The organism is Pseudomonas onubensis, assembly GCF_965653655.1.
Classification (GTDB): domain Bacteria; phylum Pseudomonadota; class Gammaproteobacteria; order Pseudomonadales; family Pseudomonadaceae; genus Aquipseudomonas.
This window is the reverse complement of record NZ_CBFHAZ010000086.1, coordinates 1-12,434: the sequence shown is the minus strand read 5'-3', so window position 1 is coordinate 12,434 and position 12,434 is coordinate 1. Positions and strand designations below refer to the sequence as shown.

General features: G+C 54.1%; 11 protein-coding genes. 8 read left to right on the top strand and 3 right to left on the bottom strand.

The features are described from left to right. The first annotated feature begins 52 nt into the window (after positions 1-52). Genes ACTD9P_RS22685 through ACTD9P_RS22670 form a run of 4 tightly spaced genes read left to right on the top strand, consistent with a single transcriptional unit; the run spans position 53 to position 4,981 of the window. Positions 53-1,285: a hypothetical protein gene (locus ACTD9P_RS22685; protein WP_438869439.1), complete on the top strand. Its 1,233-nt coding sequence runs from the start codon at positions 53-55 to the stop codon at positions 1,283-1,285. Between the two features lie 39 nt (positions 1,286-1,324). Beyond that, on the top strand, positions 1,325-2,758 hold the full coding sequence (locus ACTD9P_RS22680) for a hypothetical protein (protein ID WP_438869438.1): 1,434 nt from the start codon (positions 1,325-1,327) through the stop codon (positions 2,756-2,758). Beyond that, positions 2,751-3,731, top strand: a complete 981-nt coding sequence (locus ACTD9P_RS22675) for a HesA/MoeB/ThiF family protein (RefSeq protein WP_438869437.1) — start codon at positions 2,751-2,753, stop codon at positions 3,729-3,731. Before ACTD9P_RS22680 ends, ACTD9P_RS22675 begins: the two co-directional genes overlap by 8 nt. A gap of 2 nt (positions 3,732-3,733) precedes the next feature. Further along, positions 3,734-4,981, top strand: coding sequence for an MFS transporter (locus ACTD9P_RS22670; RefSeq protein WP_438869436.1), 1,248 nt, complete (start codon positions 3,734-3,736; stop codon positions 4,979-4,981). Positions 4,982-5,061: 80 nt separating this feature from the next. On the opposite strand, the gene ACTD9P_RS22665 is transcribed toward ACTD9P_RS22670, so the two are convergent. Beyond that, on the bottom strand, positions 5,062-5,988 hold the full coding sequence (locus ACTD9P_RS22665) for an AraC family transcriptional regulator (protein WP_438869435.1): 927 nt from the start codon (positions 5,986-5,988) through the stop codon (positions 5,062-5,064). A gap of 157 nt (positions 5,989-6,145) precedes the next feature. Here ACTD9P_RS22665 and ACTD9P_RS22660 point away from each other — a divergent pair, with 157 nt between their 5' ends. The 3 genes from ACTD9P_RS22660 to ACTD9P_RS22650 all read left to right on the top strand — a co-directional run bounded on the left by ACTD9P_RS22660 (position 6,146) and on the right by ACTD9P_RS22650 (position 8,900). Continuing rightward, complete coding sequence (locus tag ACTD9P_RS22660; RefSeq protein ID WP_438869434.1) at positions 6,146-7,525, top strand: NAD-dependent succinate-semialdehyde dehydrogenase; 1,380 nt, start codon at positions 6,146-6,148, stop codon at positions 7,523-7,525. Between the two features lie 113 nt (positions 7,526-7,638). Continuing rightward, complete coding sequence (locus ACTD9P_RS22655) at positions 7,639-8,547, top strand: LysR substrate-binding domain-containing protein (RefSeq protein WP_438869449.1); 909 nt, start codon at positions 7,639-7,641, stop codon at positions 8,545-8,547. Next, positions 8,544-8,900 (top strand): MmcQ/YjbR family DNA-binding protein, encoded by a 357-nt coding sequence (locus ACTD9P_RS22650; RefSeq protein ID WP_438869433.1) that lies wholly within the window; start codon positions 8,544-8,546, stop codon positions 8,898-8,900. Before ACTD9P_RS22655 ends, ACTD9P_RS22650 begins: the two co-directional genes overlap by 4 nt. Here ACTD9P_RS22650 and ACTD9P_RS22645 read toward each other — a convergent pair. Together ACTD9P_RS22645 and ACTD9P_RS22640 are read right to left on the bottom strand one after the other, a co-directional pair. Beyond that, the gene (locus tag ACTD9P_RS22645) at positions 8,889-9,272 is read right to left on the bottom strand and encodes a DUF1294 domain-containing protein (RefSeq protein WP_138817545.1); all 384 of its coding nucleotides are present in this window, start codon (positions 9,270-9,272) and stop codon (positions 8,889-8,891) included. The genes ACTD9P_RS22650 and ACTD9P_RS22645 overlap by 12 nt on opposite strands. Further along, the gene (locus ACTD9P_RS22640) at positions 9,269-10,099 is read right to left on the bottom strand and encodes an undecaprenyl-diphosphate phosphatase (protein WP_138817544.1); all 831 of its coding nucleotides are present in this window, start codon (positions 10,097-10,099) and stop codon (positions 9,269-9,271) included. Before ACTD9P_RS22640 ends, ACTD9P_RS22645 begins: the two co-directional genes overlap by 4 nt. Before the next feature lie 224 nt (positions 10,100-10,323). On the opposite strand from ACTD9P_RS22640, the gene ACTD9P_RS22635 reads away from it, so the two are divergent. Continuing rightward, positions 10,324-11,958 (top strand): methyl-accepting chemotaxis protein, encoded by a 1,635-nt coding sequence (locus ACTD9P_RS22635; protein ID WP_438869432.1) that lies wholly within the window; start codon positions 10,324-10,326, stop codon positions 11,956-11,958. The last annotated feature ends 476 nt before the right edge of the window (positions 11,959-12,434 follow it).

Here is a 12,434-nt window from a genome sequence, read left to right as displayed (position 1 = left end):
AAACAGAACAATTAAAAATTCCTGGTAACCTGGCACGACGTAAGGGGGCTGTGTGACGGAGAAGCACAAATCAATTAGGATTGCTGTGGATGCACCTCCCGGATCATTAAAATCTCCTCGCGACTATGGGGCACTGCAACTGGCGAGTTTGGGGGCGCTTCCTCCCCGAGCGCCAATATCCATGCCACTCCCAAACGTGAGCATAGAAGGTGGCTGTGATATAAGCGTTAAGGATGAGGGATATACCTACATTCTTTCTCCCAACGCTAATAGCCTCCGCAACCTGAATAATATTTCAGGAAGAGATTATTTGAATGGACTAAATTATCTGTCCAGTCAGGACTTCATCGTCCGTCATCTAATCATGAGTAAAGCAACGTTAGGGTTAACATACGATGGCAGTGCTGTTATAAGTTTTGAAGAAAAAGTGCCCGCCTTTGAAGGATTGCTATCCTCCCCTGCCTGGATACCGTTTCGTACGGATAAATGGCCAGGGGCCCGACAAGTCTGCGAAATTGCCCCCAATCGGTGGGAAGCTTCGTGTCCTCACGACAGCATCCCATCTATTCTTATAGAAGTCGTTCGTAACCCTGAAGAGAATCTCACGCTGTTCGAAAAAGGCATTATTGATCAGACTGCAGACACCGCAACTCCATTCAACTCGAATCCATCAACCGATGGGCGGCGCGTCGTTAAAAAAACATCTCTTAGAGCGATACTTGTTTTCTCAGGTGAACTGATCGGCGATGATAAAAAACCACTTCGCAAAGAAATTAAAAACATTTTAGAGAACACCAACTGCGCAGAACACGTAGGTTGGGCAAGAGCCTCTAGGCTGTCTGATGATCCAATGCCGCTACAAAAATTAATTCCTTTAGAGTGGCCACCTATAGCATCGAGAGAGGGCTTTACGTTAGCGTATTCCGATTACTATCCCAATGCTACAGTCGCTTGGTCTATTGCCGCGATTCTTCATCAACATGGCGTACCATGCACGCCTGTTTCTGACAGTTATTCAGCATCTAAAGTTAAAGCAGCTATGCGACTCATGATAGTTTCCGGCCCGACTGATGACGCCTGGGGCAGATATGCATCACTCATATTATGCCCAGCCTGGCGAAGTGAATCACAAGCACAACAGCTCTATATCGACACATTAAAATCATCGCTATTCAACAATGAGCACAGGCAATTGCTCGATGATTTATTAGATGACGTATGTCCAAGCGTGGTCATTGGTGCCATTCCCAGCATTTGTTTGAGCAATGTTAACTTTCAAAACTAACACACCCACTGCAACTATTGAGCTGATGAGGGCCCGACCATGAACATGATACATACAACAGTAGACTTACATATCCCTCCGCTAAATAGTTCCAGCAAGGTTTGCGAAGACATCATTAAAACATTTGGCCTGTCCGAAGACGGGTGGGTGGAGTCGCTATCAGATTTAGATATACCTACAGACAGGATTGTTCTAATTACGGGGGCAAGCGGCGTCGGCAAAAGTTTACTATTAAAAGATATTTCTCGCCAGTTTCAAGACACCCGAAAAATACCAACTGATATTGATATAGAGAAACCTATCGCGGAAATCATACCTTGTGAAGATGCCGGCGAAGTGATCCGCTATCTTTCAAAATTCGGGTTGGGAGAACCACGTATCATGATTGGCCCTTTTTCCCACCTGTCGGATGGACAAAAAGAACGTTTCCTTATTGCGTTAGCTTTACGCGAAGGCGTAGGCCCCCTTATCCTTGACGAATTTACTACGCGACTGGACAGGCGCACAGCGCTCATTGTCGCCATGAACGTAGGGAAAATTCTTCGCTCCAACAAACAAAGTGCGTTTATTGCAAGTTGCCACGATGACATCGTCGACTTTCTAAACCCTGACGTTCATATTGAGCTTTGCTCTGATGGGAAACATCGCATTCTTAATAAAAAACCTAACAGCACGAACCTGTTAAAAAGCCTGGAGATACAAATTAAAACAGGCACGCTAGACGATTATAAAAAACTGTCCCGCTATCATTATGAAAATGACAACCCAAATGACATTGATATGCTAGCCCCCCTGGTTGATCATGTTGTCACTGCCTATTCCAAAGGAGAGTTGGTGGGTGTTAATTTGTGTATTCGTCCATGGCCAAAAGCATTTGATATATTCCCTGAGTTCTCAGACATCAATAAATATGTATTACAGTCATTCCGGGTCATTGTACACCCACAGTATCGCGGCATTGGACTGACCAAGGCATTGGATGTCATCCCTAACGCCAATACAAAAATACTCTTATCATGGTCTGCATTTTCTTCCTATTACGCGTTTCCCATTCTTGCGAACTATCAACGCTTGAACAGCCCGTTTGAAACAATGAGCCATGCAGAGAGCTTGCTTCAGGCATTTGTTGAGCCACGACAAACAAACAAAAAAAAATCACTTCACTTGATGAGGGAGTGCCGTCAACTCTGGCAAGATCTCACCGATGAAGAAAAGAAAACATTGAAGACGCTCATTGTCGAGGCCACCAGTGAAAAAAGTTTGCGTCTGGCGCTCTTTCAAAGAAAAATCTCTGGCTTGGATACTTCCGCCGAGTCCATACGCTTTATGAAATCCATTTTTCTAAAACTTTACGCCAAATCCAGCCACAATGTTTTACCCATGATGCTGGCTGAAGCGGTTTACAGACCCATGGCTATGTTTGTCAAAAACATAAGTGATACGAATGTCACAGAGGACTGCCGCCTTGCTTAAAAAAGAAAGCCAATGGGTATTACGCGGAGATGTTGTTATTCTCAGTGATGACAATCAACTTAAATTGATCACGGAGAGCGGCATAAAAAGCATCAAGCCGGGAAATTCAGACACGGCTAAACTGCTTCAGTTACTGAGCACAACAGGCGTAGCGGTAGAATTGGAGAATGAGCCAGAGAGAAGCCTTCTTCGAAAACTAAAGGATGCTAACCTCATTCACACTGCCCCGCCTTGTGGGATGACGCCGTTACAGGCTATGCAATGGTCGTGGAATGAAGCGGTTGCCCCCAATCAAGAAATGAGTCAACAGCTAAAAAACGCATCAATCGTAGTGGTTGGCTGCGGCGGTACAGGAGCGTTAGTTGCACAAAGCCTTGCAGGTTCGGGTGTGGGGTCCTTTGTTTTGATTGATTTCGACACCGTCAGCCTAAACAATCTTAATCGTCAATTTGTTTTTGGTGCAGACGATATTGGTCACTATAAAGCAGACATACTTGCTCAACGATTGATAGACAATCAAAAAGTAATCGAGGCTAAATCCATCGTCGCGGAGATAACGTCCAGCAAGCAGTTAGCAACGCTCGCGAAGGGCGCGGATTTAATAATCTGTTGTGCTGATGAGCCTAGAGGCGCTATTCAGAGCTACGTCGCTAACGCCGCAGTAAAAGCAGGCACATCAGCGCTGTTCGGTGCGGTGGGTATTAACAACGGGATACTTGGGCCGCTTCTCAAAGAGCGATCTTCGTTTCGGGCCTATCTACGCTGGATTCGAGAGGTGCGCAGCGTTTGTAAAAAAACAATTGTGCCTGCACGTTTTCCGTCCAATGGTATAACAAATTCGATTATGGCTAACCTCATCGCGTGGGAAGCTTTTCAGTATTTGGCAAACCGGGGGCCTACAAAAACAGACGCCTGCACCTTAACTTTAAACTTCAACTCTTTTGAATTTACAAAAAAACAGGTATTCAAATAAAAATGGGCGCATTGAATTTTTTAAAAAACAAGAACGATAACTTATATTATTCCTTGTCGATCTTTATGAACATGGATGTTCAGAGAAGTTTATTCGTGCTTTACTTGCTGCAACTTGGCATCACACAAGGCGAGATAGGCATTCTACAATCTTTTTTATTCTTTTCTTCCGTCGCATTAGAAATTCCATCTGGTTTACTCGCCGATCGATACGGTCGTAAAGTTTCGCTGATACTGGGCTTTTTAGGATTATTCATAAGCGGTATTGGTTTTGTGCTGTTTTCAGACTTCATTCCGTTCGCCATTATATTTTGCCTCTTCGGCGCGAGTATCGCTATGGGCTCCGGCTCAGACCGGGCGTTATTGTATGATAACTTACTGGCTGAAAATCGGGCTGATGAGTACCCTAAAATACTAGGGCGTGCCCGTGCCATTGGTGCGGTATCATTGGGTTTGTCTATGCTGCTTGGCGGCGTATTACAAGACACTTGGTCTTGGAACAGCGTCTATATTTTCTTCGCGGCATCAAAACTCGTTGGCGCTATTGTCGTAACACTCATTCCCGAAATCAGACTCCCTTCGGTCTCACTCAACGCTGACAAAACAAGCGCTACGATCGATAAAAAAGCAGAGGAGATTTTTACTTTATTACTTAATTTCTTCCGTTCCAAAAAAGGTGCTCTTCTGATGCCTTTATTTATTGGATATGCTTTATTCGAATTATCAACCATTCCTTTGTTTATCTATGGACAGCCATTTTTTTCCCTCCAGGGCTTAGAAATCCCCATCATTGCTGGCATTTACGCTGCCGTTGAAGCTATCTCAGCAGGTATGTTCGTGGCTGCCGGATTTCTTTGTACCAGGTTCTCGCTCGGCACCATTGCTTTCACCACTACTCTTATTGTGACCTTTCTTCTTTTCATCTTATCATTGAATATCGGCATCATCACTTCAGTCGTTACTTTTCTACTAATCATGTCGCTTCCCGCTGTCTATGAGACCTCCTATGAAACCTATATTCATGATAATGTTGAGTCACGTATCCGTGCCTCTTGCCTCTCTGTGGCCAACCTAATCAATTCCGTTATTATCGGCATCTCCTATACTGTTTTCGGCGGACTCTTAGATCTATATGGTTTTTCGTTGACGTTGATCATAGTGGCGGTCACGTGTTTTGTTGGCTTATTTGGGGTAGGGATAACATTGGTGTTAGGCGGACAAAAAGTCCATTTGAAAAAACAACACGCTTAAATCGTCTCGATTTTTTTGGACACTTTCCAGCCTCACTGGGTAACGCGTTTACAACACTACCAGTGGACGCTGGCTTGCACTCAATGCGACGACACATAAATAGACGTCGACGTAGGCGCCGGCAGCGCATAGGTGCGTTTCATCCACTGAATCTCCTCCTGGGGCGTACGCCCGAACAAGCGCTTGAACTCTCGGCTGAACTGCGAGGCACTCTCATAGCCCACCTGAGCACATGCCGTGGCGGCAGTGATGTCGTTGCGCAGCATCAGCAAACGCGCCTGGTGCAGGCGCGTGGACTTGAGGTATTGCATCGGCGAGGTTTCGGTGACCGTGCGAAAGTGCGCATGAAAACTCGGCACGCTCATCATTGCCTCTCGCGCCAGCGCCTCCACGTCCAGGTGCTGGTGGTAACACCCATGAATCTTGCGAATCGCCCGCGCCACCTTGCCGAACTGGCCTTGGCGGTCGAGCGCGGCGCGCATCGAACCGCCCTGCTCGCCCGTGAGGATGCGGTAGTAGATCTCGCGCATCAGCGCGGGGCCGAGAACCTGTGCCTCCATCGGCGCACTCATGGCTTCGAGAAACCGCAGCAGCGACTCACTGAGTTTGTCGTCCATGGGCGAGGAATACATGCCGCGCGGCTTGGCTTCGAGCAATTCGGGAAACGCATCCAGCGCCAACATCAATTCGGCGGCGAGGGTGAAATCCAGGCGCAAGTACACCGCCAGCATCGGCTCTGCTTCGCTGGCCTCGGTTTCCATGGTGAACGGCACCGGCACCGACACCACCAGGTAATGCTGGGCGTCGTACAGGTAAATCTCTTCACCCAGGTAACCGCGCTTGCGCCCCTGGCAGACGATCACGATGCCGGGGTCGTACAGCACCGACACCCGGTGCAGCGGCCGATTTGAGCGCAGGAAACGCACATCCTCCAGAGCGCTCAGGTTATAGCCTTCGACAGGCGCCAAGCGCCCCATCAGCTCGATGATTTTTTGGGTGCGGCCCATGGCGCATGGCTCCTGGCGAAAACAGCACGGTACTGCGCAAACACCGGTGTGGCTATGCACTCATAGGAATAGGCAATCAGCACATTGGAATGGATATTCGCTCAAACCGCAGTGTTCCGTAGCCTGAAACAGCACTTTCAGCCTTCGGAGTTTGCCCATGCTTATCGTCTACAACCCTGCCAGCGGCGAAGAAATCGGCCGTGTGGCCAAGCACACCTCAGCCCAGGTCAAGGCCGCCGTTGACCGCACCTGCGCCGCCTTCCCCGAATGGTCCGGCAAACTCGCCAAGGAGCGCAGCGACATTCTGCGCCACTGGCACGACGCCGTGAAAGCCGACAAGGAAGCCTTCGCCGAACTGCTGTGCCGCGAAAACGGCAAGTGCCTGAGCGAAGCCCGAGGTGAAATCGACTACGGCCTGGGCTTTATCGAGTGGTACGCCGAAGAGGCTAAACGCGTTTATGGCGACACCATTCCCACCCACGACCGCAATGCCAATGTAGTGGTGACCAAGGAAGCCATCGGCCCGGTGGCAGCCATCACGCCGTGGAACTTCCCGTTCATGATGATCACCCGCAAAGTCGCCACAGCTCTGGCCGCCGGCTGCACCATGGTGATCAAACCCGCCGAAGACACGCCGCTCACCGCCCTCAAGTTGCTGGACTACGCACGCAGGGCCGGTATCGAAGCCGGCGTGCTCGAAGTGGTGGTCGGTGATCCCAAGGAAATCGGCCTGATCCTTACCGGTGACCCACGCGTCCGCAAGATCTCGTTTACCGGCTCCACCGGCGTGGGCAAATTGCTCGCGGCGCAGTGCGCGGCAACCATCAAGAAGATGACCCTGGAACTAGGCGGCAATGCACCATTTATTGTGTTTGAGGACGCCAACCTCGATGAGGCGGTAAAAGGACTGGTCAGCGCCAAACTGCGCAACTCGGGCCAGGTGTGCATCTCGCCGAACCGGATCTTTGTGCAGCACAGCATTCTTGAAGCGTTTATCGAACGCGTGAAGGCTGCCGTCGCCAACATCGAAGTGGACCAGGGCCTGCGCGAAGGCTTTGTGGTCGGGCCACTGGTCAACCAATTGGGCTTTGACAAAGTCGTGCGCCTGGTCGAGGACGCCAAGGCTGCCGGCGCCAACGTACTGATGGGCGGCAAGCCCCACGCCAAGGGCGGGCTGTTCTATGAACCGACCGTATTGACCGGCTTGCAGGACGATTCACCGCTGGCCACCGAAGAGATCTTCGGCCCGGTGTTCGCCATCTACTCTTTCAAGGATGAAGTAGAAGTCATCGCCCGCGCCAACCAGACCGAGTTCGGCCTGGTGGCCTACGCCTACACCAGCGCATTGGGCCGGTCGTTGCGCCTGTCACGTCAGCTGGAGGCTGGCATGGTGATCCTCAATTCAGGTTCAGTGGGCACGGCGTCGGTTCCATTTGGTGGCATCAAGCAGTCCGGCTATGGGCGTGAAGGCAGCTATTACGGGATCGAGGAGTACGTGCATGTGAAGTATGTGTTGATGGCCGGTGCGCAGTTCTAAGCCCTCTCACCCTCCAAAAGCCAGTGCCTGCAAGGTGCTGGCTTTTTTTTAGGCTGGATTTGCGCACGCCAGACGCGGATAGTTCGTCCCACTGACAGGACAATAGGTTGACCATGCAAGACCTCAACGACCTCTACTATTTCGCCAAAGTCGTCGAAGCCGGCGGGTTTGCGGCGGCCGGCAGGCTGCTGGGGATTCCCAAGTCACGGCTGTCGCGGCGCATCGCCGAGCTCGAAGAGCGCCTTGGCGCCCGTCTGTTGCAGCGCACCACGCGCCAATTGACCCTTACCGCCGTCGGCGAGCGTTACCTGCGCCATTGCCAGGCGATGCTGCTGGAAGCGGAAATGGCCGACGAGGCCGTGGCCAGCATGTCCAGCGAACCGCGCGGGCGCCTGCGCGTGAGTTGCCCGGTGGGCATGGCCCAGCACATGTTGCCAGGCATAGTTGCCGGCTTTCTCGCCGCTCACCCACTGGTGCAGCTGGAGATGACGCTGGTCAACCGCCGCGTCGACCTGGTGGCTGAAGGCATCGACGTGGCCCTGCGCGTGCGCGAGCTGGGTGATGAAGACCCGTTGCTGGTGACCAAGCGCCTGCGTCAGGCCCAAACGGTCCTGGTGGCCAGCCCGCAATTCCTGCAAGGCCGCCAAATCAACACCCCGGACGATCTCAAGCAATTGCCGGTACTCGCTGCGCTTGAGGCCGATCGCCTGGTGCACTTGCGGTTGATCGACCCGCAGGGCAATACCGAAAACGTCTCCATGGAAGCGCGCCTGGGCATCGACGACTTTATCGTGCGCAAAGCCTGCGCCTTGCAGGGCCTGGGCTTTACCCTGCTGCCGATGATGTATTGCGAAGAGGAGCTGGCCAGCGGCCAATTGGTGCAGCTGCTGCCGCAATGGTCTTCGCCGGGCGGCTGGCTGCAGGCGGTCTACCCGCATCGCCGTGGCGTATTACCGGCGATTCGAGCCTGGATCGACTATCTGGAAGAAGCCTTCAAGGGTTGCGGAGACCGTTTGCTATGAAGATGAGCGAAGCACAAGTCGCGGCGTTCTGCCTGGGCCTGCCCGGCGCGCGGGAAGACTACAAATGGGGTGGCGTGCGCGTGTTCTCGATTGCCGGCAACAAGATGTTCGCCCTGCAGAACCTGCGCGGAGACTCGCTGGCGTTCAAAGTCGACAAGGAACTGTTCCTCGGCCATGTAGACCGCCCCGGCATCCACCCCGCGCCCTACCTGGCGCGGGCGCAGTGGGTGATCATGAACACGCCCTACCCGCTGGGCGCCGAGGAACTGCGCGGCCTGTTGCAGCGCTCGCACCAATTGGTGGTGAGCAGATTGCCCAAGCGCACACAGATTGGCTTGTTGCTAGAGGACTGACAGCAGCGTGCCGCCGAGGAACAACTGGTCCAGCCAGAACACTTGGTGCAGCAACACAATCACCCAGAACAGCACCTGATACGACACCTTGCGCGTCTTGTGGCGAAACACCTGCTGGGCAATCAACGCCCCCGGCCAACCACCGGCCAGCTCCACGGCGTGCAGGATATTTTCGCGCACGCGCGGGCCTTCGGCTTGCGCCTTGCGCTTGTCGCCCCAGTACAGGAAAAACGCCACCACGCTGACCACGCCATAGGCCGCCAGCGGGATCAGCGTCTCGCCGCGATACCACAAGAGTGCCGCGCCAGTCAGCGGCGCGGCGCACAACAATACAAAGATGAACGCCTTCAAGCGCGGGTGCTGAATGCTCATGGCTTGACCGCCGTCCAGTCGATCCAGCCAAACTGCCAGGTCGCCAGAATCACCAACCCGAACGCAATCCGATACCAGGCAAACGCCGCGTAGCTGTGGCTGGCGATGAACTTGAGCAAGGCCTTGACTGCAATCATCGCGAAGATAAACGAAGTGACAAACCCAATGGCGAACACCGGCAAGTCATCGGGCTGGAACAGGTGACGGTATTTGTAGCCCGAATACACGGCCGCACCGACCATGGTCGGCATGGCCAGGAAAAACGAGAACTCGGTGGCGGTCTTGCGCGACAGGCCGAACAACAGGCCGCCGATAATGGTCGCGCCGGAGCGCGAAGTGCCCGGAATCATGGCCAGACACTGGGCCACGCCGACCTTGAGCGCGTCCTTCCAGGTGATCTCATCCACTGTTTGCGCGTGCACCGCATGTTGGCGCCGCTCGGCCCACAGCATGATCACCCCGCCCACCACCAGCGCGGTGGCCACCGTGATTGGGTTAAACAGGTAATGCTTGATCAGGTCGGCAAAAATCACCCCCAGCACCACTGCCGGCAGCACTGCGATAATCAGGTTGACGGTAAAGCGCTGGGCGTTGCGCTGGGTCGGCAAGCCGATCACCACGTCGAGGATCTTGCGCCGAAACTCCCAGACCACCGCGAGGATCGCGCCCAGTTGAATAATGATGTTGAACGCTTCAAAGCGTTCGCCGCCGAAACCGATCAAGTCGGCGACGATAATCTGGTGCCCGGTGCTGGAGATCGGCAGGAACTCGGTCAGCCCCTCCACCACGCCAAGAATCAATGCCTGTATGGCGGTCCAAAAATCCATGTATCCCCCAAAGGTCATGCGCTGCGGCATGCCTTGTCTGTCTTTTAATGTTCACTGACACACGAGCAATCGTGATGCGCTGCGGATTTTCACCAGCCGTGCGCAAAAATTTCGTGAAAAATCAGGGAGTACTCAGGTTTTTCGGTTACAGGCCGAAAGCCTATCAGACAAGATGGAATTGTCGATGCGGCACACAATTATAAAAAGCACGGAGTGACAGGACGATGAACAGTTTGCGCAGCATGTCGATCAGCCGCCGTCTTTGGCTGATCCTGATAGTCGCCGTGTTGATGCTGCTGACCCTCGGGTTGCTGATGCTCAAGCAGATCCATGGCGACCTCTACCAGGCCAAACGCCAACAGACCCAGCACGTGGTGCAGACCGCCAGCGGCGTGCTGGCTTACTACCAGAACCTTGAAAAAACCGGCGTACTCACCCGCGAGGCCGCGCAACAGCAGGCCCTCAGCGCAGTCCGTGGCCTGCGCTACGACCATGATGACTACTTCTGGATCAACGACCTCACGCCCGTGATGATCATGCACGCGGCCAACCCCAAGCTCGACGGCCAGAACCTCTCGGCAATCCGCGACCCGGACGGTTTTGCGGTGTTCAATGAATTTGTGCTCCTGGCCAAGGCCAAGGGCGCCGGCATCGTCAACTATCGCTGGCCCAAGCCGGGCGCCGACGCGCCGGTGGAGAAAACCTCGTATATCCAACTGTTCGAGCCGTGGGGCTGGATTATTGGTTCCGGCGTGTACGTGGATGATGTGCAGGCCGAATTCAACGGCCAAGTGTGGAAGGCCTCGCTGATCGGCCTGGGCATTGCACTGCTGATGGGGCTGCTGGTGATCCTCATCGCGCGCAGCATCGTGCAGCCGTTGCAGGCGGCGGTGAACGCCATGGGCAATATTGCCAGCGGCGAAAGCGACCTGACCCGCACCCTCGACACCCACGGGCGCGATGAGGTCACTCAACTGTCGCAGCACTTCAATAGCTTTACCGCCAAGCTGCGCCAGGTGGTCGGCCAATTGCAGGTGTGTGCCAATGCGCTGGGCCAGTCGTCCACGGAGCTGGGCACCAACGCCAGCCAGGCCCACGACCGCAGCCAGCAACAGTCGCAGCAGATGGAACTGGTGGCCACGGCGATCAATCAAGTCACCTATGGCGTACAGGACGTGGCAAAAAACGCCGAGCACGCCGCCAGCGAAATGCGCGACGCCCAGGCCCAGGCGCAGCAAGGCCAGGTGAATATCGACGGCAGCCTGCAACAGATCGACCTGCTCTCCAGCACCATCAGCCAGGCCGTGGAGGTGATCCGCACCCTGTCCAGCGAAAGCACACAGATTGGTGGCGTGCTGGAAGTGATTCGTTCGATTGCCGACCAGACCAACTTGTTGGCCCTCAACGCCGCCATCGAGGCGGCGCGTGCCGGTGAACAGGGTCGCGGGTTTGCCGTGGTCGCCGATGAGGTGCGGCTGTTGGCCCAGCGCACGCAGAAGTCCACGGCCGAAATTCAGGTGATGATTGAGCGCCTGCAAGGGCATTCGGAAGCGGCGGTCAAGGTGATCAGCGACAGCCACAGTGCCTCGCAGTTGACCATTGAACAAGCGGGTCAGGCGGGTGCGAGCCTTACTGCCATTGGCCAGGCGTTACGCAACCTCAATGGGCTGAATGCCTCGATCGCCAGCGCGACCTTGCAACAGGCACATGTGGTGGAGGACATCAACCAGAACGTCACCCAGGCAGCGGGTTTGTCCCATAGCACGGCGCTGGCGGCGGAACAGTCCAGCGTGGCGAGTGCGCATTTGCGCGGGTTGAGTGAGCAGCTTGAAGGGTTGTTGCGCCAGTTCAAGATCTGACCCCGGAGCTGGGCTTGTGTGGGAGCTGGCTTGCCTGCGATGCAGGCGACTCGGTCAATCAGGCATACCGAGGTGACGCTATCGCATAACGTTGAGGCAGTCTTGGGGCTGGGCGGTCGGGGTGCATATCCGTTGCTGCGGTAACGGCTGAGTAGGGTTCCGCTCTTACAGCGGCTCACTTTTGCAAGGACCGGAATGCCGGCCCAGTCAAAAGTAACCAAAAGGTCCTCGCCCCAACACTCGGTGCCTCGCTTAGGCTCGGCATGCCCGCAATTCGACAGTGATTTGGGGGGCGATTTCAGATCAAGATCACGATCAAAAGCGCAGATCAAAAGACCGCTGACTTCGTCATCGAAAAGGATGTAAGGGCCGGAGCAACAGCAACAGCAACAGCAGAGCCATACTCGGTCAACTGTGGGAGCGGGCTTGCTCGCGAATGCGGTGTATCAGTGACAGATGAATTGACTGACCCACCG